General features: G+C 66.3%; 21 protein-coding genes and 2 pseudogenes. 17 read left to right on the top strand and 6 right to left on the bottom strand.

What is annotated here, in order from left to right; translation table 11 throughout:
- Positions 1-3: 3 nt before the first annotated feature.
- The 3 genes from IB278_RS14835 to smpB all read right to left on the bottom strand — a co-directional run bounded on the left by IB278_RS14835 (position 4) and on the right by smpB (position 1,498).
- Entirely contained in the window at positions 4-519 is a 516-nt protein-coding gene (locus tag IB278_RS14835; protein WP_192323786.1) for a sigma-70 family RNA polymerase sigma factor, read from the bottom strand.
- Positions 520-543: 24 nt separating this feature from the next.
- On the bottom strand, positions 544-924 hold the full coding sequence (locus IB278_RS14840; RefSeq protein WP_145746695.1) for a hypothetical protein: 381 nt from the start codon (positions 922-924) through the stop codon (positions 544-546).
- Positions 925-1,021: 97 nt separating this feature from the next.
- The gene (gene smpB / locus IB278_RS14845) at positions 1,022-1,498 is read right to left on the bottom strand and encodes an SsrA-binding protein SmpB (RefSeq protein WP_012747861.1); all 477 of its coding nucleotides are present in this window, start codon (positions 1,496-1,498) and stop codon (positions 1,022-1,024) included.
- A gap of 62 nt (positions 1,499-1,560) precedes the next feature.
- Between smpB and IB278_RS14850 the strand changes: the two genes are divergently transcribed.
- Together IB278_RS14850 and IB278_RS14855 are read left to right on the top strand one after the other, a co-directional pair.
- Entirely contained in the window at positions 1,561-2,007 is a 447-nt protein-coding gene (locus IB278_RS14850; RefSeq protein ID WP_145746696.1) for a type II toxin-antitoxin system RatA family toxin, read from the top strand.
- Positions 2,007-2,342 carry an RnfH family protein gene (locus IB278_RS14855; protein WP_145746697.1) on the top strand — a complete coding sequence of 112 codons (336 nt, stop codon included), beginning with the start codon at positions 2,007-2,009 and terminating at the stop codon, positions 2,340-2,342. The genes IB278_RS14850 and IB278_RS14855 overlap by 1 nt, the downstream gene beginning before the upstream one ends.
- Positions 2,343-2,357: 15 nt before the next feature.
- Here IB278_RS14855 and IB278_RS14860 read toward each other — a convergent pair whose 3' ends face one another.
- Complete coding sequence (locus IB278_RS14860; RefSeq protein WP_192323788.1) at positions 2,358-2,870, bottom strand: DUF4124 domain-containing protein; 513 nt, start codon at positions 2,868-2,870, stop codon at positions 2,358-2,360.
- Between the two features lie 179 nt (positions 2,871-3,049).
- Here IB278_RS14860 and guaB point away from each other — a divergent pair, with 179 nt between their 5' ends.
- From guaB to IB278_RS14900, 8 genes and pseudogenes are all read left to right on the top strand, one after another.
- Positions 3,050-4,519, top strand: coding sequence for an IMP dehydrogenase (gene guaB / locus IB278_RS14865; RefSeq protein ID WP_012747865.1), 1,470 nt, complete (start codon positions 3,050-3,052; stop codon positions 4,517-4,519).
- A gap of 77 nt (positions 4,520-4,596) precedes the next feature.
- Positions 4,597-4,845: a type II toxin-antitoxin system Phd/YefM family antitoxin gene (locus tag IB278_RS14870; RefSeq protein WP_145746699.1), complete on the top strand. Its 249-nt coding sequence runs from the start codon at positions 4,597-4,599 to the stop codon at positions 4,843-4,845.
- An 11-nt stretch (positions 4,846-4,856) separates the two neighbouring features.
- Positions 4,857-5,276: a type II toxin-antitoxin system VapC family toxin gene (locus IB278_RS14875; protein ID WP_192323916.1), complete on the top strand. Its 420-nt coding sequence runs from the start codon at positions 4,857-4,859 to the stop codon at positions 5,274-5,276.
- Positions 5,277-5,288: 12 nt separating this feature from the next.
- Complete coding sequence (gene guaA / locus IB278_RS14880; protein ID WP_192323790.1) at positions 5,289-6,908, top strand: glutamine-hydrolyzing GMP synthase; 1,620 nt, start codon at positions 5,289-5,291, stop codon at positions 6,906-6,908.
- Between the two features lie 301 nt (positions 6,909-7,209).
- Positions 7,210-7,864 (top strand): annotated as a pseudogene (locus IB278_RS14885) (tyrosine-type recombinase/integrase); the annotation flags it as partial.
- 241 nt (positions 7,865-8,105) lie between these two features.
- Entirely contained in the window at positions 8,106-8,927 is an 822-nt protein-coding gene (locus tag IB278_RS14890; RefSeq protein WP_145746701.1) for a type IV toxin-antitoxin system AbiEi family antitoxin domain-containing protein, read from the top strand.
- Positions 8,911-9,858 (top strand): nucleotidyl transferase AbiEii/AbiGii toxin family protein, encoded by a 948-nt coding sequence (locus IB278_RS14895; protein WP_192323793.1) that lies wholly within the window; start codon positions 8,911-8,913, stop codon positions 9,856-9,858. The genes IB278_RS14890 and IB278_RS14895 overlap by 17 nt, the downstream gene beginning before the upstream one ends.
- A 34-nt stretch (positions 9,859-9,892) precedes the next feature.
- Positions 9,893-10,141 carry a transcriptional regulator gene (locus IB278_RS14900; RefSeq protein ID WP_192323795.1) on the top strand — a complete coding sequence of 83 codons (249 nt, stop codon included), beginning with the start codon at positions 9,893-9,895 and terminating at the stop codon, positions 10,139-10,141.
- Between the two features lie 26 nt (positions 10,142-10,167).
- Here the strand turns inward: IB278_RS14900 and IB278_RS14905 are convergent.
- Positions 10,168-10,479 (bottom strand): annotated as a pseudogene (locus IB278_RS14905) (helix-turn-helix transcriptional regulator); the annotation flags it as partial.
- 18 nt (positions 10,480-10,497) lie between these two features.
- Positions 10,498-11,424 (bottom strand): LysR family transcriptional regulator, encoded by a 927-nt coding sequence (locus tag IB278_RS14910; protein ID WP_186454255.1) that lies wholly within the window; start codon positions 11,422-11,424, stop codon positions 10,498-10,500.
- A gap of 131 nt (positions 11,425-11,555) precedes the next feature.
- On the opposite strand from IB278_RS14910, the gene IB278_RS14915 reads away from it, so the two are divergent.
- Genes IB278_RS14915 through IB278_RS14945 form a run of 7 tightly spaced genes read left to right on the top strand, consistent with a single transcriptional unit; the run spans position 11,556 to position 19,547 of the window.
- On the top strand, positions 11,556-12,542 hold the full coding sequence (locus IB278_RS14915; protein WP_192323797.1) for a tripartite tricarboxylate transporter substrate binding protein: 987 nt from the start codon (positions 11,556-11,558) through the stop codon (positions 12,540-12,542).
- Between the two features lie 23 nt (positions 12,543-12,565).
- A complete protein-coding gene (locus IB278_RS14920) occupies positions 12,566-14,707 on the top strand; it encodes an acetate--CoA ligase family protein (RefSeq protein WP_192323799.1) in 2,142 nt (713 codons plus the stop codon).
- Positions 14,704-15,867: an acyl-CoA dehydrogenase family protein gene (locus tag IB278_RS14925; RefSeq protein WP_192323801.1), complete on the top strand. Its 1,164-nt coding sequence runs from the start codon at positions 14,704-14,706 to the stop codon at positions 15,865-15,867. The genes IB278_RS14920 and IB278_RS14925 overlap by 4 nt, the downstream gene beginning before the upstream one ends.
- Before the next feature lie 14 nt (positions 15,868-15,881).
- Entirely contained in the window at positions 15,882-16,751 is an 870-nt protein-coding gene (locus tag IB278_RS14930; protein ID WP_192323803.1) for a MaoC/PaaZ C-terminal domain-containing protein, read from the top strand.
- Between the two features lie 34 nt (positions 16,752-16,785).
- Positions 16,786-17,535, top strand: a complete 750-nt coding sequence (locus IB278_RS14935; RefSeq protein ID WP_192323805.1) for an SDR family NAD(P)-dependent oxidoreductase — start codon at positions 16,786-16,788, stop codon at positions 17,533-17,535.
- The gene (locus IB278_RS14940; RefSeq protein ID WP_192323807.1) at positions 17,528-18,346 is read left to right on the top strand and encodes an enoyl-CoA hydratase/isomerase family protein; all 819 of its coding nucleotides are present in this window, start codon (positions 17,528-17,530) and stop codon (positions 18,344-18,346) included. Before IB278_RS14935 ends, IB278_RS14940 begins: the two co-directional genes overlap by 8 nt.
- A gap of 4 nt (positions 18,347-18,350) precedes the next feature.
- Positions 18,351-19,547: an acetyl-CoA C-acetyltransferase gene (locus IB278_RS14945; RefSeq protein WP_145746711.1), complete on the top strand. Its 1,197-nt coding sequence runs from the start codon at positions 18,351-18,353 to the stop codon at positions 19,545-19,547.
- Positions 19,548-19,560 lie beyond the last annotated feature (13 nt).

Consider the following 19,560-nt stretch of genomic DNA (forward strand, 5'->3'; position numbering starts at 1 on the left):
GTTTCACTTGAGGCGGCGCAGCCCGGGGCGATGCGGCGCCAAGGCGCCGTCCATCAGCTCATGCAGCCGGACGCGGGCGCGCGACAGGCGCGACATCACGGTGCCGGCGGGGATGCCGAGCACCTTGGCCACCTCGGCATAGGAAAGATCTTCGAGCGTGACGAGCAGCAGCACGGCGCGCTGCTCTTCGGGCAGCTGCATCAGGCAGCGCTGCAGGTCCAGGCCCATGCCGGGGTCGCGGCCTGGATCGCTGCCGCCGTGCAGTTCCTGCGCCGCATCCTCCAGCGGCACCACGCTGTGCGGCGGTGGCGTGCGCCGCAGCTGGCTCGCAAAGATGTTGTGCATGACCGTGAACAGCCAGGCGCGCAGGTCGCTGCCCACCACCCAGAGCCGCCACTTGCTGCAGGCCCGCTCGAGCGTGTCCTGCACCAGGTCGTCGGCCGCCCAGGCGTTGCCCGTGAGCGCGCGCGCATAGCGGCGCAGGCTCGGGATCTGGTCGGCCAGCAGGCGGGCGTCCATGGGGAGCGGGAGCGCGCGCGGGGGTCAGGGCTTGGCGGTTTTCCAGGCGCCGCCGACGCCGTCGCCGGTCTTGTCGCCCGGCTTGGTGTCCTTGGACCAGTAGTAGAGCGGCCAGCCCTTGGCGGCCCATTGCTTCTTGCCGTCGTCGCGCGTGACGATGGTGAAGTCGCCGGCCGGCTTGTCGCTGTCGGTGGCCATGAAGGGCGGCCAGTTGGCTGCGCAGCCGCCATTGCAGGCCGACTTGCCGCTGCCGGCCGTGTCCTTGTCGAAGGTGTAGAGCGTCATGCCGCTGGGACCGACCAGCGCGCCGTCGGCCGCCTTGGGCTGGGCGAACGAAGGAAGCGCGAGCAGGCCGGAAAGCAGCACTACGGCAAGGCCGGCGGAGGAAAGGCGAAAAGGCGACATGGAAGACTCCTGGAGTTGGTGGCACCGACGATCCGATGACACCGCACAAACGCCTGCTGCCGGCGTTTTATTCCATGCCGCGCAAAATAAAAAATGACTAGCGGCTGCGGCTCTTCATCGCACGCTCGACCTCGCGCTTGCCTTCGCGGTCCTTGATGGTGTCGCGCTTGTCGTGTTCGGCCTTGCCCTTGGCCAGCGCGATCTCGCATTTGACCTTGCCCGCCTTCCAGTGCAGGTTGAGCGGCACCAGCGTGTAGCCCTTTTGTTCGACCTTGCCGACCAGGCGGCGGATCTCTTCCTTGTGCAGCAGCAACTTCTTGGTGCGGATGGAGTCAGGATTGACGTGGGTCGAGGCGCTCTTGAGCGGGTTGATCTGCAGGCCCACGACGAAGAGCTCGCCGTCGCGGATCACCACGTAGCCGTCGGTCAGCTGGACCTTGCCTTCGCGCAGGGACTTGACCTCCCAGCCTTCGAGCACGATGCCGGCCTCGAAGCGTTCTTCGAAGAAATAGTTGTACGCGGCCTTCTTGTTGTCGGCAATGCGGGAGGAGGTATCTTGTTTCTTGGTGGCCATGGCTCGGGAAGGTGGGGGCGCATGGCTTCAATACAATCCGTCGCGCACGCTGTCCCGATTCTATGAAAACCGTCAACAAGTCCGTCCTCATCTGGTACAGCGCCGAAGAGATGTACGCGCTCGTCACCGACGTGGAGAAATATCCGCAGTTCCTGCCCTGGTGCGACAAGTCCAGGGTCATCGAGGAAGACGAGGCCGGCATGACCGCCGAGGTGGGCCTGGCCTTTGCCGGCCTGCACCAGAGTTTCACCACCCGCAACACCCATGTGCCGGGGCGCGAAGTGCACCTCAAGCTGGTCGATGGGCCGTTCTCCAACCTCGATGGCATCTGGAAGTTCGTGCCTGTGGGCGAGCCCGGCGAGCGCGCCTGCCGCGTCGAGCTGCACATGAGCTACGGCTTCAGCAATTTTGCTTTGCAGGCGCTGGTGGGGCCGGTGTTCGACACCGTGGCCTCCAGCCTGGTCGAAGCCTTCGTCAAGCGCGCCGAGCAGGTCTACGGCGCTTCCTGATGATCGAAGTCACGCTCTGCTGCTCGCCCGCGCCGCGCGAGGTGTTCGAGCAGGTGCTGCGGCTCGCGCCCGAAGCCACCGTGGCCGATGCCGTGAAGGCCAGCGAGCTTGCGCAGCGCTTCCCGCAGCTGGATTGGCGCGAGGCCATGACGCCGGGAATCTGGGGCAGGGAAGTCGGCTGGGACCAGCCGCTCGCGGACGGCGACCGCGTCGAACTGTGCCGGCCTTTGGCGGTCGATCCGAAGGTGGCGCGCCGCGAGCGCTTCCAGCGCCAGGGCGCGCGCGGCACCGGTCTCTTTGCGAACCGCCGCAAGGGCGGCAAGGCCGGCTACTGAACCGGCGCGAGCCGCTTACTTGCAGTCGCTTTCGATGATCGACTGAAGGCGCTTCTGCTCGGCGGCCCGGGCCGCGTCATCCATGATTTCGCGCTCGCCCTTCGCGTTGATCTTGGCCACGCGGATGCCGCTGTCGAAGGTGGCCTTGCCCTGGCGCGCCCGATCGCAGTTGTCGGCCTTGGCCTTGGCGTTCTTTTCCGCTTCGGCGGCCTGCTTGGCCTTTTCCTCGGCCTGCGCCTTCTTCGTCTTTTCCTCGAGTTCCTTGTCGACGCCCGCGGGCTTGGGCGCGGCCGCGGTCTTGGGGGCCGCCGCGTCGGGCGCATCAGCCTCGGCAGCGGCCGGCGCCGAGCCGCCTCGAGGCGGTGGAGAACCCGCGCGGCGCAGGATGTTCTTTTCCGGCACGTCCGTCGGCGGCGGCTGGTCGCTGAAGACCTTCTTGCCGTTCTTGTCGATCCATTGCCATTGCGCGCTGGCCGACAGCGGCAGCAGGCAGACACATCCCAGTACGAGCCAATGCGCGAATTTCATGCGGTGAGTTTAGCGTTGCCTTACGTTTTGCAACACGGCAGGGACCGCCTTTCGCTGCCGCCAAGTGGGGAATTGGCTACGTTTCGACGTCCGGCCGGGCACGCGGAGGCCGGTCGAAGCCCCCGCCAGGGCGGGTAAGTACCGACGGTCGCTACAATCCGTCTTTTGGAGCTTCACCCATGCGCCTTCTCGGCAAAGCGCTCACCTTCGACGACGTGTTGTTGGTGCCAGCGTTCTCCCAGGTCCTGCCCAAGGACACCTCCCTCGCCACCCGTTTCTCCCGCAACATCACGCTGAATCTGCCGCTGGTCTCCGCCGCGATGGATACCGTGACTGAAGCACGCCTCGCGATCGCCATCGCGCAGGAAGGCGGCATCGGCATCGTGCACAAGAACTTCACCGCCGCCGAGCAGGCCGCGCAGGTGGCCAAGGTGAAGCGCTACGAATCGGGCGTGCTGCGCGATCCCGTGGTGATCACGCCCACGCACACCGTGCTGCAGGTCATGCAACTGTCGGACGAACTCGGCATCTCGGGCTTCCCGGTGCTCGACGGCGGCAAGGTGGTGGGCATCGTGACCGGGCGCGACCTGCGCTTCGAGAACCGCTACGACGTGCCGGTGAGCGAGATCATGACGCCGCGCGACAAGCTCATCACCGTGCCCGACGGCACCACGCTGGCCGAGGCCAAGGCGCTGCTCAACAAGCACAAGCTCGAACGCCTGCTCGTCATCAACAGCGCGTGGGAGCTCAAGGGGCTGATCACCGTCAAGGACATCACCAAGCAGACCAGCTTTCCCAACGCCGCGCGCGACCCCTCGGGCCGCCTGCGCGTGGGTGCGGCGGTCGGCGTGGGCGCGGGCACCGAGGAGCGCGTCGAGGCGCTGGTGAAGGCCGGCGTCGACGCCATCGTGGTCGACACCGCGCACGGCCACAGCGCCGGCGTGATCGAGCGCGTGCGCTGGGTCAAGAAGAACTATCCGCAGGTCGACGTGATCGGCGGCAACATCGCCACCGGCGATGCGGCCCGCGCACTGGCCGATGCCGGCGCCGACGCGGTCAAGGTCGGCATCGGCCCCGGATCGATCTGCACCACGCGCATCGTGGCCGGTGTCGGCGTGCCGCAGATCATGGCGGTCGACAGCGTCGCTACCGCGCTGCAGGGCACTGGCATCCCGCTGATCGCCGACGGCGGCATCCGCTATTCGGGCGACATCGCCAAGGCCATTGCCGCGGGCGCCAGCACCGTGATGATGGGCGGCATGTTCGCGGGCACCGAAGAGGCGCCCGGCGAGATCGTGCTGTTCCAGGGCCGCAGCTACAAGAGCTACCGCGGCATGGGCTCCATCGGCGCCATGCAGCAGGGCAGCGCCGACCGCTACTTCCAGGAGTCGACCACCGGCAATCCCAACGCCGACAAGCTGGTGCCCGAAGGCATCGAAGGCCGCGTGCCCTACAAGGGCTCGATGGTCTCGATCGTCTACCAGATGTCGGGCGGCTTGCGCGCGAGCATGGGCTACTGCGGCTGCGCCACCATCGAAGAGATGAAGAACAAGGCCGAGTTCGTCGAAATCACCACGGCCGGCATCCGCGAAAGCCACGTGCACGACGTGCAGATCACCAAGGAAGCGCCGAACTACCGCGCTGAATAAGTCCAATCTGGCCTGACTTTCCACGTCTGGCCAGATTGGCATTAGAATTCAGGCCAGATTTGAATTTTCTGGCCCAAATGCAATCCATCGGCATCGCTGAAGCCAAGAACAACTTCTCGGCCCTGATCGACCTGGTCGAGAAGGGCGAGGAGGTTCGCATCACCCGCCACGGCAAGGAGGTGGTGCGCATGCTGCCGGTGCGGCGCAAGCCGGTCATCACCGACGAGCAGATCGAGCGCGAACTCGGCCAGATCGACGCGTTGCACGCCACCATCCAGCCAGGCCGCCCCATGCGTGCACTGCTCGACGAAGGGCGCCAATCGTGACAGCCTTCGTCATGGACGCCTCCGTCACCGCCGCCTGGCTCTTGCCTGACCGGGCCAGCGAACACACCCGCAAGCTCTACGCCGCCATCCGCCGCGACGAGGTCGAGCCGCAGGCGCCCAATGCCTGGCAATGGGAGTGCGCCAACATCCTCGCCAACGGCGTGCGCAGCGGCCGCATTCCGACGTCGGCAGTCGAAGGGCTGTGGAGCGTGCTCTACGCCATCCGCCATCGCGTCGAGCTGCACGAGCTCGCACCCGCGCAGCACAAGGCCGTGCTCGCGGTGGCCATCGATGCCGGCGTGTCGCAGTACGACGCGGGCTACCTCTGGCTCGCCAAGTCGCTCAATCTCCCGCTCGCCACCTTCGACGAGCAACTCATCCAGGCAGCGCCCAAGGCGGGCGTGAAGCTGTTCGACATTTCAACGCTCTGAGTCCCAACGTCCATGCAACACGACAAGATCCTCATCCTCGATTTCGGCTCGCAAGTCACGCAGCTCATCGCGCGCCGCGTGCGCGAGGCGCATGTGCTCAGCGAGGTGCACCCCTGCGACGTCACCGACGAATGGGTGCGCGAATACGCGGCCGACGGGCACCTGAAGGGCGTGATCCTTTCGGGCAGCCACGCGAGCGTGTACGAAGAAACCACCGACAAAGCCCCGCAGGCCGTGTTCGACCTGGGCGTGCCGGTGCTCGGCATCTGCTACGGCATGCAGACCATGGCGCACCAACTCGGCGGCAAGGTCGAGGGCGGCCACAAGCGCGAGTTCGGCTTTGCGTCCGTGCGTGCGCATGGCCACACCGCGCTCTTGAAGGACATCGCCGACTTCACCACGCCGGAAGGCCACGGCATGCTCAACGTGTGGATGAGCCATGGCGACAAGGTCACCGAGCTGCCGCCGGGCTTCAAGCTCATGGCCAGCACCGACAGCTGCCCCATCGCCGGCATGGCCGACGAGGTGCGCCGCTACTACGCGCTGCAGTTCCACCCCGAAGTCACGCATACGGTGCAGGGCAAGGCGATCCTCGAGCGCTTCGTGCTCGGCATCTGCGAGGCCAAGCCCGACTGGGTCATGCGCGACCACATCGCCGAAGCCGTGGCAAAGATCCGCGAGCAGGTGGGCGATGAGGAAGTCATCCTCGGCCTCTCGGGCGGCGTCGATTCGAGCGTGGCGGCCGCGCTGATCCATCGCGCCATCGGCGACCAGCTCACCTGCGTGTTCGTCGACCACGGCCTCTTGCGCCTGAACGAGGGCGACATGGTCATGGAAATGTTCGCGGGCAAGCTGCATGCGAAGGTGATCCGCGTCGATGCGAGCGAGCTGTTCCTCGGCAAGCTGGCGGGCGTAAGCGACCCCGAAGCCAAGCGCAAGATCATCGGCGGCGAATTCGTCACCGTGTTCAAGCAGGAGGCCGCCAAGCTCAAGGCGGGCGATGGCGGCCACAAGGGCGCGACCTTCCTGGCGCAGGGCACGATCTACCCGGACGTCATTGAATCGGGCGGCGCCAAGAGCAAGAAGGCCGTCACCATCAAGAGCCACCACAACGTGGGCGGCCTGCCCGAGCAGCTGGGCCTCAAGCTGCTCGAACCGCTGCGCGACCTGTTCAAGGACGAAGTGCGCGAACTCGGCGTGGCCCTCGGCCTGCCGCCCGAGATGGTGTACCGCCATCCGTTCCCCGGCCCGGGCCTGGGCGTGCGCATCCTCGGCGAAGTGAAGAAGGAATACGCCGACCTGCTGCGCCGCGCCGATGCGATCTTCATCGAGGAGCTGCGCAACTTCAAGGACGACGCCACCGGCAGGAGCTGGTACGACCTCACGAGCCAGGCTTTTACCGTGTTCCTGCCCGTGAAGAGCGTGGGCGTGATGGGCGACGGCCGCACCTACGACTACGTGGTCGCGCTGCGCGCCGTGCAGACCAGCGACTTCATGACGGCCGACTGGGCGGAGCTGCCGTATGCGCTGCTCAAGAGGGTGTCGGGGCGGATCATCAATGAAGTGCGCGGGATCAATCGCGTGACCTACGACGTGTCGAGCAAGCCGCCGGCGACGATCGAGTGGGAGTGATTTGAGGTCCTTCAGGGACTATCGCCAGCAATCGAAAAACTGACGTAACGTGTTGATTTAGAAAGAAATACGTCTCGACAGCTATCGGTGACTATCGCCGGCCAGCGGAACAGGTTGGCGGTAGAACTGACGGTAAGAACCGGAGGTCGGATTAAGACCCTCCCGTTTACTATCCAGACCAAACCGGTCTTTGACGGTAAATGTCTCCTCGGGAAAGCTTGTTTTATGCGGCTTTCCGGGCATCGACGGGTCTCCTAACCCCTGACGGTAAAAGCCGTCACGAAACAGGAGAAAAACCTCGATGCTTACCGACACAGCACGGCGCAACCTGAAGCCTAAGTCGTTGACTTATAAGGCTTCTGACCGGGATGGGATGTACGTGACGGTATCGACCGCCGGTACCGTCACCTTCCGCTACGATTACCGTCTCAACGGGCGCCGTGAGACCCTGACCATCGGCCGCTATGGCGCTGGTGGCATCTCGCTGGCGCTGGCCCGAGAAAAGCTGCTCGACGCCAAGAAGGCCGTCGCTGCTGGCCGCTCCCCGGCACTGGAAAAGCAGCGTGAGAAGCGCCGGCTGACCGCGGCCAAGAACTTCGGCGACGTGGCCTTCAAGTGGCTGGCGGACGCTCGGATGGCCGACAGCACGCGCGCGATGCGCAAGCACGTCATGGACCGCGACATCCTGCCGGCGTTCCAGAACCGGCTGCTCAACGAAATCACCGCCGACGACCTGCGGGCCCTGTGCAGCAAGGTGAAGGCGCGCGGGGCGCCCGCCACGGCGGTGCATGTTCGCGAGCATCGTGAAGCAGGTCTACGCCTTTGCCATCCTGCACGGCGAGAAGGTGGACAACCCGGCCAATGATGTGGCGGCCGCCTCGATCGCGACCTTCGTGCCGAAAGACAGGGCGCTTTCGCCGGTGGAAATCCGCCTGGCGTTTCATCAGCTGGAGTCCAGATGCCTGGCTTGACGGGCGAACCCATGTGCCGACGTTGCAGCCGGAGAACGTCCCGGTGCCAGTGCTCAGCGCGGCATTGTGAGGCGGGGGCTGCATGATGACTGCATCGGCACTCGCGGCCACTGGGCAGCGGTCGGTTTGCTTTTATCGGAAAAAAATCACTCAAGGTGACTCTTTTCCGTTCCTGTCAAACCACTCGGCTTTGACGGTGGTTTATGAATCTGATATTTTGAGCACCATGGATGCTCAAAATTCAGGAAAACTGAACCAGCTGCTGGCCGAACTGGGCGACACGCGCCTGGTGTCCAGCCGCTGGCTGCGGGCGCATGGCTATTCCAACAGCCTGGTCGCGCGCTATGTCGCCAGCGGTTGGCTGGTGTCGCCCGCGCGGGGTGTCTACCTGCGCAAGGGAGGGCGATTGCAGTGGGAGGGCATGGTCCGGAGCCTGCAGCTCGGGGAGGGCTCGTCGCTGCACGTCGGAGGGCGTTTTGCGCTGACCCTGCAGGGACACGAGCACTACCTGCGCCTGGGCGATGCCGGGACGGTGACCCTCTACGGGCCGAACCGACCGCCGGGCTGGGTGGACAAGCTGTCCATGGCGCAGCGCTTCGAATACCTGGGCAAGGGGCCGCTCGATCTGCCTGCCGTCTCGTTCACGGACGACATGTCCGAGGCGGCACTGTCGGCGCAGGGGCTGGCCTGGTACCGGGCCGGGCCCAGCACCGACCCCCTGGTGTGCTCCTCGCCCGAGCGGGCGATGCTGGAGCTGTGCGATGGCGTGTCGGATGCCGCAGGGGTCTACGAGGCCGATGCGCTGATGCAGGCCATGACCACGCTGCGGCCGCAGCGGGTCGGCCTGCTATTGCGGCATTGCCGCAGCATCAAGGCCACGCGGCTGTTCCTGGCCCTGGCTGATCGCCATCGGCATGCATGGCTGGCGCATGTGTCGCTCGAAGGCGTTGACCTGGGCCGAGGCAAGCGCGCGCTCGTGCCCGGCGGGCGCTTGCATCCCACTTACCAGATCACCTTGCCGGGAGACCTCGATGAGCACCTGGCTTGACCATTGGGACCGGCGCTACACGGACCGCGTGCGGCTGCTGGTCGAGATCCTGCCGGTGCTGGCGCAGGAGCCGCGCTTCGCGCTCAAAGGCGGCACGGCCATCAATCTGTTCGAGCACGATCTGCCGCGCCTGTCGGTGGACATCGATCTGGCTTGGCTGCCGGTGCATGACTATGCCGAGGATGCGGCGCTGATCGCAGAAGCGCTCGCGCGACTGGCCGATGCGATGCGCGCCCGTCCGTTGCAGTTGCAGGTCCAGACCTCGGCGGGCGAGGGCGCAGGGACGGTCACGCGGCTCGTGGTCAGCCGCGGCCGTGCGCGCGTGCAGATCGAAACGACGCCCGTCATGCGCGGCACGGTGCATCCGGTGCGCAGCATGGTGGTGCGCCCGCGGGTGGAGGAGGTGTTCGGCTTCGCTGAGGTGCAGGTGTTGGACTTCGCCGACCTCTACGCCGGCAAGCTGGCTGCGGCGCTGTCTCGGCAGCATCCACGCGACCTCTTCGATGTCGGCCTGCTGTTGCAGGACGAGCGTGCGGATGAAGCACTCTGGCGCACCTTCCTCGTGTACCTGACGTGCAGTCCCAAGCCGGCCTGGGAGGTGCTGGCGCCGCGCGTGCCTGCGGCTTTCGAGGCCACCTTCGAGGCCCATTTCAAGGGCATGACGACCGAGCCCATCGAGGTCGGGGCCTTACTGGAGAGCCGCGAGCGCCTGTTGGCGCGCGTGGCTGCGTGGCTGGATGAGCCGTCGCGCGCCTTTCTGCAATCCATCGAGGATGAGCAGCCGGATTTCAGCTTGATCGGGCTTGCCCATGCGGCAGATCTGCCCGGCGTTCGGCGCAAGCTGCACAACCTGGCGCAGCGCACGGCGGCCAAGCGTGAGGCAGATCGGGGTCAGTTGATGGATGCACTGGCGCGCATCACGGCGCGCTGATGCGGCGAGAAGACAAGCAGATGGAGCGATGGTGATGGTTCACGATTTCACATTGGTCTGTGCGCTGAATCCTGGGCTGGATTCGCAGGATGAGGTCATGCGCCGGCTCGCAGGCAGTGACTGTGCCGATGCCACGGTGGGCTGGGGGCGGCCTGGGCATGTTGCTCTGGCGTTCAGCCGGGAGGCGATGGATTGCAATGCGGCGGTGGCTCTGGCTGTCGCTCAGATGGCGCAGGTCCTGCCGGGTGCATTGCTGGTCAGGACAGAGGCAGGGTCGCCTTGATGTTCACCGAATTGCGTTGAGAACGCTCACCTGACGGGTCGGTACAGGCGTTGCCTGACGTCCGGGCCGACAGGTGTAGTGGACTTCGCTGCGTGCGAGGCTTGCTTGCGTTCTTCGATCCATGCTTCGACTTCTTCCAGATCCCAGACGACGCAGCGGGGCGTGAGCCGGAAGCGCCTCGGGAACTCGCCGCGCTGCTCCATCTCGTAGACCGTCGTCTCGGCCAGGGGGACGATCTGGTGCAGCTCGTGCCGGCGAATGGTGCGACGAAAGAGCAGGGGAAACCTGGCAGGAAACTGCGGCAGGTTGTCATAGCCATCCGTACCCGGATGCGGTGCGCATTGCCTCGGCTGAGTTCATTGCCGTTTTAGAACCTCTCGCTTTGGCACTGTTTGAGCTTGTTCTTCGGATACTTCGAGAAAGCGGTGCAATACGGGGTTCTCGTTGCGGCTGTGGTAAGCCAAGGCGATACCTATGCGGGTATCCGCAGGGAGGTCCGCGATCGGGCGGAACACTGCGCCCGACGAGCGTTGATAGGGCGTGTTGGCTGCGGGGACCATTGCTATGCCTAGCCCACTGGCGACGAGCCCAAGTGCGGTCTGCACCTGTACTGCCTCCTGGGTGATGCGAGGTGCCACGCCAGCGCGCTGCAACACTTGGCTAACGGCAGTATGCAATCCGCCCACGGGTGACGGCGCATAGCCAATGAATGGCAGCCCTTCGAGTTCGGCGAGGGGAATGGCGGACCGCTTGGTGAGAGCATGGCCACGAGGCAGAGCGAGGCACAAGCGATCTTCCTCGACCAGTTGAAATCGCAACTCGGGAGGACGGTTGACCGGGATGCGGACAAAACCCAAGTCCAGTGTCCCCGTCTCGACCATCGACAGCAACTCGAGGTTGGTGCCTTCCCGCAGTTCCAGCCGCACCTTTGGATATTGCGGACTGAACGCTTGCACCAGCGTGGGCAGCAGCCGCACCGTGACGGAGCCGCTCACGCCGATATGCAGTGTGCCCGACTCGCCAGCAGTGGCCAGGCGCGCGGCTTCCTTGATCCCCTGGGCCGACTCAAGGCAGCGGCGTGCGGCCTTGAGCACAGCGTCCCCGGCGGCCGTGAGCCGTACGCCCCGGGACCCGCGGATGAAGAGCTTCGCGTCGATCTCTTCTTCGAGCTTGCGGATGGCGACGGACAGCGCGGGCTGCGCGATGAACAGGCGCAGTGCGGCAGCGCTGAAGCTGCGTTCCTCGGCCAGCACGACGAACTGGCGCAGTTGTCTGAGTTCCATTCTATATACAGGATTTATAGGAAAGTTCATCCAAAGTATTGGATTGAATATACCTAAGTTCTTACGATTGATGTTCCAGACAGGGTTCCGCCGGGCTCGCGGCGCACCGATACATCAATAGGAGACAAAGCATGAACACATCCGCGCGTCGCGCGTTCGTCATCGCCTTTTTGGGCCTGCTGGCTGCTTCGGCTATGCCCACGACCGCGGTGGCGCAAGCCGCCTATCCCTCCAAAACCGTCAAGATCGTCGTGCCCTACCCACCGGGCGGCACCAACGACAGCGTGGCCCGCGTGCTCGCGCAGCGCCTGGGCGACCGCCTGGGCCAGCCCTTCATCGTCGAGAACAAGGCCGGCGCCTCAGGCAACCTCGGCGCCGAGTTCGTGGCGCGCGCGCCGGCCGACGGCTACACATTGATCCTCGTGACCATGGGGCACACGATCCACCCGTCGCTGTACAAGAACCTGCGCTACGACATCCGCACCGATCTCGCGCCCATCACCTCGTTGACCACTGGCCCCGCACTGCTGATGGTGAACCCCAACATGGGGGTCAACAGCCTGAAAGATCTAATCGCACTTGCCAAGTCCAAGCCGGGTGCGCTGAACTTCTCGTCGGCCGGCAACGGCTCCTCCACTCACTTGGCCACCGAATACCTGAGTGAACGGGCTGGCATCAAGATGACCCACATCCCGTTCAATGGCAGCGCCCCGGCCATGATGGATGTGATCGCGGGCAACTCGCAGGTGGTGATGGACATGATGTTCTCCGCCACGCCGCAGGTGAAGGGCGGCAAGCTCAAGGCCATCGCGCAGACCGGCGCCAAACGCTCTCCCGCCATGCCCGATGTGCCCACGGTCGCCGAGGCGGGCCTGCCGGGCTTCGATGTCTCGGTCTGGAACGGCCTGATGGCGCCCGCCGGCACGCCCAAGGAGGTGATTGCCAAGCTCAATGCCGAGATCAAGCGAGAGTTGGACAGCCCCGAATTCAAGGAGCGCCTGGCCGCCCAGGGCTACGAGCCGGCCTGGTCCACGCCGGAACAGTTCGACAAGCTCATCGCCTCCGACATCGAACGCTGGGCCAAGGTGGTCAAGACCTCTGGCGCCAAGGCCGAGTAACGCATTTCGCACTGCCATCAGACATGACCCAGAACCACTCGCTCGGCCGCCTGCTCCATCCCCGTTCCGTCGCCGTCGTCGGCGCCTCCGACGATGCACTGCGCATCGGCGGCCGGCCCATCGCCTACATGCAGTCGCAGGGCTACCAGGGCCGGCTGCTGCCGGTGAACCCGAACCGGCCGCAGATCCAGGGCCTGCCTGCCTACGCCAGCGTGGCCGCATTGCCCGAAACGCCCGACGTCGCCATCGTCGCCGTGGCCGCCAAGCTCGCACCGCAGGTGGTAGCCGACTTGGGCGCGCGCGGCACGGCCGCCGCCGTCGTGTTCTCGGCCGGCTTTGCCGAAATGGGCGAGGAGGGGGCGCAACTGCAGCAGCAGATGCTGGACGCGGCGCGCGCCAGCGGCATCCGGCTGCTGGGCCCGAACTCGCTGGGCGTGCTCAACCCGCGCATCGGCTTCTACGGCAGCTTCACCTCGGTGGTGGAGATGGGCTTTCCGAAGGCGGGGCGCGTTGGCATCGCAAGCCAGTCGGGCGCGTATGGCAGCCATATCCTGGGGCTGGCGCGCGAGTTCGGCATTGGCGTGTCATCGTGCGTGATGAGCGGCAACGAGTGCGACATCAGCCTGGGTGAGCTCGTGCACGCCTTTGTGGAGGACGAGGATACCGACGTCATCACCGTGTATTCCGAGGGCATTCGCGACGGCGACCGCCTGCTGGCCGCGCTCGAGGCCGCCCGCCGGGCCCGCAAGCCCGTCGTGATGATGAAAGTCGGTACCAGCGTCGTCGGCAGTGCGGCGGCACAGTCGCACACGGCTTCCATCGCCGGCAACGACGCGGTGACCCATGCGGTGCTGGCTGAATTCGGCGTGGTGCGTGCGCGCTCCACCGAGCACATGCTCGACGTGGCGCGCCTGGCCACGCGGCGCATCTACCCCGCGAACAACACCCTGGGCGTGATCACGGTGAGCGGCGGCGCAGGCGTGATCGTCTCCGACGCGGCCGAACTGGCCGGCCTGCCGATGCCCGAGATGCCCGCCGATGCGCAACGGCATCTCAAGGAACTGATCCCCTTCGCCGCGCCGCGTAACCCGGTGGACTGCACTGCGCAGTTCATGAACGACCTGTCCATTGCCGGCCGCTTCACCGAGGCCGTGGTGGAGGAGGGCGGCTACCAGTCCATCCTCGGCTTCTTCACCTACACCGTAGGGGCTGACTCCATCGCTGAGGGCCTGCGCGCGCAGCTCAAGACCGTGCGCGACAAGCACCCGGACCGGCTGTTCGTGCTGTCCATCCTGGCCTCGAAGGAGCGAGTGCAGCAGTACGATGTCGACGGCTTCACCGTCTTCGAGGATCCAGCGCGTGCCGTGGCTGCCATCGAGGCCATGGGCCGATTCGGCCACGCTTTTGCGCGCCAGGCCGGATTGCCGCCGCCGTCCGTGCCGCGAGTTGCGCTGCCGGCGAGCACGCCGAGCGAGGCGGAGGCCAAGCGTGTGCTGGCCGAAGCAGGCATTGCCGTCGCACCCGAGCGCGCCTGCGCCACGGCTGATGCAGCGGTTGTCGCCGCCGGGGCGCTGGGCTTCCCAGTGGTGCTCAAGATCCTCTCGCCCGACATCTTGCACAAGTCAGAGATCGGCGGCGTGCTGCTGAACGTGGCCAGCGCCGGCGCGGTACGCGACGGCTTCGCCACGCTGATCGAGCGCGCGAAGCAGGCCGTGCCCGAGGCGCGCATCGAGGGCGTGCTGGTTGCCAAGCAGCTCTCCGGCGGCGTTGAGTGCATCCTGGGCATCCAGCGGGACCCGGTGTTCGGCCCGGTGGCCATGTTCGGCCTGGGCGGGATCTTCGTCGAGGTGATGAAGGACGTGGTGCTGCAGCTGTGTCCGTTCGGCGAGGATGTGGCCGAGACGATGATCCGCTCCATCCAGGGTGCCCCTCTGCTGCTGGGCGCGCGCGGCAAGCCGCCCGTGGATGTGAAGGCCCTGGCGGTCATGCTCTCGCGCCTGTCGGTGTTCGCACACCAGGCCGGCGAGCGCCTGCAGTCCATCGACCTCAATCCCGTATTCGCCTTGCCTGCCGGGCAGGGCGCCTATGCGGCCGATGCTGTGATCGAGGTGCTGCCCACCCCGGCCCCACTCCCCGCCGGCCCCGTCGAAGCGGTGGCCGCATGATCCGCGACACCCAAACGCTGGAAGCCCTGCTCGACGGCATCCGCCGCTTTGTGCGCGAAGTGCTGGTGCCGGTAGAGAAACAGGTGGATGAGACCGACGAGATTCCGCCGCACGTCGTGCAGGGCATGAAGGACTTGGGCCTGTGCGGCATGACGATCCCCGAGACCTACGGCGGCCTCGGTCTGACGACCGAAGAAGAGGTGCTGGCCGCGATCGAACTGTGCCAGACCTCGCCCGCGTTCCGCTCGTTGATCGGCACCACCATCGGCATCGGCTCGCAGGGCATCCTGATGGATGGCACGGAGGAGCAGAAGCAGACCTTCCTGCCCCGGCTGGCGAGCGGCGAAATCCTGGCCTCCTTTGCGCTCACCGAGCCCGAGGCGGGTTCGGACGCCGCCTCCCTGCGCGCTACTGCGCGCCAGGACGGCGACCACTACGTGATCGACGGCACCAAGCGCTACATCACCAATGCGCCCTATGCCGGCATCTTCACCGTGATGGCGCGCACCGACACCGGCATCAAAGGCGCGGGTGGCATCACGGCCTTCATCGTCGATGCGGGCAGCCCTGGCATCAGCTTCGGCAAGCGCGACCGCAAGATGGGCCAGAAGGGCTCGCACACCTGCGACGTGATCTTCGACAGTGTGCGCGTGCCGGCCAGCCGCATCATCGGCGGCGAACACAACACCGGCAACGGTTTTCGCACCGCTATGAAGGTGCTGGACAAGGGCCGCATCCACATTGCCGCCGTGTGCGTGGGCGTGGCCGAGCGCATGCTGGCCGACGCGCTGCGCTACGCCATGGAGCGCAAGCAGTTCGGCCAGCCGATCGCCGAGTTCCAACTCGTGCAGGCCATGCTGGCCGACAGCAAGACCGAGCTGTACGCCGCGCGCAGCATGCTGCTCGACACCGCGCGGCGGCGCGACGAGGGCAAGAACGTCGTCACCGAGGCTGCTTGCTGCAAGCTCTTCGCCTCCGAGATGTGCGGCCGCGTGGCCGATCGCGCCGTGCAGATCTTCGGCGGCGCGGGCTATGTGGCCGACAACGGCATCGAGCGCTTCTACCGCGACGTGCGGCTATTCCGCATCTTCGAGGGAACGAGCCAGATCCAGCAAGTCGTCATCGCGCGCAACATGGTGCGTGCGGCGGCCCGGGGTTGAATGGGGAGTGTCGCATGCCACTCGACCCCCACCATTTGCTGTCTCGCGCTTTCGCCCCGGTGGAGCAGGCCTACACCGCGCACGACAGCATGCTGTATGCGCTGGGCTGCGGCCTCGGCGCCGACCCGCTGGATGCAGGGCAACTACGCTATGTCTACGAACGCACCCCCGGTGGCCTGCAGGCGCTGCCCACGCTCGCCAACGTGCTGGGCTACAGCGGCTTCTGGGCCGACCAGCCCGATACCGGCATCACCTGGCGCAAGCTGGTGCATGCCGAGCAGGCGATTGAACTGCACAGCCCGATGGCGCCAGAGGGCCGCGTGGTCGGCACCAACCGCGTGGTCGCGCTGCACGACAAGGGGGCGGATAAAGGCGCGCTGATGCTGCAGGAGCGGCGCGTGGTCGATGCCGCTTCGGGTGCACTGCTGGCCACCGTCACGCAGACCACCATGCTGCGCGCCGATGGCGGCTTTGGCGGGTCGCACGGCTTGCCGCAGGCGCCGCCGCACGCCATCCCGTACCGAGTGCCCGACCAGGTCTGCGACCTATCCACGCTGCCCCAGGCCGCACTGCTCTACCGCCTGAACGGCGACTTGAACCCGCTGCATGCCGACCCGGCCGTGGCACAGGCCGCAGGCTTTGCGCGACCCATTCTCCATGGGCTGGCGACCATGGGCGTGGCGCTGCATGCCGTCCTCAAGACCGTTCTGGACTACGACGCCGCGGCGGTGCGCGGCATGCGGGTGCGCTTCACCGCGCCCGTGCTGCCCGGCGAAACGTTGCGCACCGAGCTGTGGCGTGACGGCCGTGTGGTGTCGCTGCGCAGCACGGTGCTGGAGCGCGGAGCGGTCGTTCTCAACGCGGGCCGCGTCGATCTGGCCTGAACCCAGTCACACCGAACACTGAAGGAGTTTTCCCATGGATCTGCAGATCAACGGCAAGGTCGCCATTGTCACGGGCTCCGCCCGGGGCCTGGGCGCCGCCACCGCGCGCCGTCTGGCCGAAGAGGGTGCGAAAGTCATCGTCACCGACATCCTGAAGGAACAGGCGGAGGCCACCGCTGCGGCGCTGCGCGCCGACGGTCTGCAGGCGCAATGCATCATCGCCGACATCACCAAAGACGCCGAGGTGCAGCGGATGGTCGATAAAACGGTGGCGCATTTCGGCGGCGTCCACATCCTGGTCAACAACGCCGGCTTCCCGCGCGACAAGTACCTCGTGAAGATGAGCGAGGAGGATTGGGACCTGGTGATGGAAGTCATGCTCAAGGGCGCTTTCCTGACCACCAAGGCCGTGATGCCGAAGTTCATCGAACAGGGCTGGGGTCGGGTCATCAACATCAGCTCGCGCGCCCACTTCGGCAACGCCACGCAGGCCAACTACTCCGCCGCCAAGGCCGGCCTGATCGGGATGGCCAAGGCGCTGGCGATCGAGGAGGGGCGCTACGGCGTCACCGTGAACTGCGTGGCGCCCGGATTCATGGAAACCGAGATGGTGCAGGCGTTGGCCACCTACGAAACCATCAAGGAGCGCGCCGTCGCCGCGCAACCGATCAAGCGCGTGGGCAAGCCCGACGACATCGCCGATGCCGTTGCCTTCCTGGCCTCGGAGCGCGCGAGTTTCATCACGGGTGAGGTGCTCCATGTCACCGGCGGCCGCTATGGTTGAGACCATCGACGGACCGGTGCGCTGTCGCGTGCAGGACGACGGCGTGGCCGTGCTCACGCTGGACAACCCGCCGCTCAATGTCGTGTTCCGCGGCCTCACCGAAGCTTTGGGCGGTGCGCTCGATACGCTCGAACAGGATGCTGATGTGCGCGCCGTGGTCGTGACAGGCGCCGGCACGCGCGCTTTCTGCGCGGGCTCGGACATCGCCGAATTCCAGCCGCTCATGCAGCCCGGCCGCATCGGGCCCGAGAAGCTGGAATTGCAGCACCAGGTCTTTGCCCGGCTCGACGACTTTCACAAGCCCACCGTGGCCGCCGTCAACGGCCTGGCCTTTGGTGGCGGACTGGAGATCGCTGTCTGCTGCGACCTCATCGTGGCCGACGAGACGGCCCGCTTCGCGCTACCCGAAATCAAGCTCGGCGTCTTTCCCGGCAGCGGCGGTCCGGTGCGGGTCACGCGCCGCGTGGGTGAAGGGCGGGCCAAGGAACTGATGTTCCTGGGCGAGCCGATCGACGCCACAACGGCCCAGGCCTGGGGTCTCGTCAACCGCGTGGTGCCGAAGGGCACGGCACTCGAAATCGCCCTGGCCATTGCCGCCACGCTGGCGCAGCGACCGCCACTGGCGCTGGCGCTGTGCAAGCAGGCCATCGATCTGACCTTCGACCTGGCGGAAGACGCGGCCATCGCTGCCGCGCTGCCGCTCTCGGAGCGCGTCTTCACCTCGGCCGAATCGAAAGAGGGCGTGCGCGCCTTCCTGGCCAAGGAAGCGCCGAATTTCCCCAACGCATTCCATCCAAATTCAAAGGACTGACGCCATGAAGCGCGCTGCCATCGTCTCCCCACTTCGTACCCCCATCGGCGCTTTCGGCGGCAGCCTGCGCAGCGTGCCTGTCGAAGAACTCGGGGCTATCGTCGCCCGTGCCGTCGTTGAACGTACCGGGCTGGACCCGTCCCGCATCGAGGACGTGGTCTTCGCCCATTCGTATGCCAACGGTGAAGTGCCGTGCACCGGCCGTTGGGTGGCGCTGCAGGCGGGCTTTCCCATCGAGGTCGCGGGCATGCAGTTGGACCGCCGCTGCGGCAGCGGCCTGCAGGCCATCGCCACCGCCGCGATGATGGTGCAGACCGGCGCCGCCGACGTGGTGATGGCCGGCGGCGTCGAGAGCATGAGCAACGTCGAGTACTACACCACCGACATGCGCTGGGGCAAGCGCGCGGGTACGGTGAAGTTTCACGACCGGCTGGAGCGGGGGCGTGAACGCTCGCAGCCCGAGTCGCGCTTCGGCCGCATCAGCGGAATGATCGAGACCGCCGAGAACCTGGCGCGCGACTATGGCATCAGCCGCGAGGAGGCCGATGCCTTCGCGCTGCGCAGTCACCAGCGCGCGGCGGCGGCCTGGGCGTCAGGCAAGTTCGCCGAGGAGGTGGTGCCGGTCAGCGTGCCGCAGAAAAAGGGCGATGCGGTAGTCGTGGACGGCGACGAAGGCATCCGCGCCGACCTGACGCTCGAACAGCTCGCCAAGCTCAAGCCCCTGATGAAAGACGGCACCGTCACCGCCGGCAACGCCTGCCAGCAGAACGACGCGGCGGCGGCCTGCCTGATCGTGGCCGAGGACAAGCTGGCCGAACTGGGCCTCGAACCGATCGGCTACCTGCACAGCTGGGCGGCGGCGGGCTGCGAGCCATCGCACATGGGCATCGGCCCGGTGCCGGCGGTCAAGAAGCTGTTCGCCCGCAACGGCCTGGGCTTCGACGACATGGGGCTGGTCGAACTCAACGAGGCCTTTGCCTGCCAGGCGCTGGCCTGCGCCAAGGGCTGGGGTTGGAACGACCCGGAGCGCTTCAACGTCAACGGCTCGGGCATCTCGCTGGGCCACCCGGTGGGCGCCACCGGCGTGCGCATCATGACTTCACTGCTTCGCGAGATGCAGCGGCGCGGCGCGCGCTACGGGCTGGAGACCATGTGCATCGGCGGCGGGCAGGGCATCGCAGCGGTGTTCGAGCGCGCCTGAAGCCGGAGTGCCG

Origin of the sequence: Variovorax sp. VRV01 (assembly GCF_014852545.1) — a bacterium.
Classification (GTDB): domain Bacteria; phylum Pseudomonadota; class Gammaproteobacteria; order Burkholderiales; family Burkholderiaceae_C; genus Variovorax; species Variovorax beijingensis_A.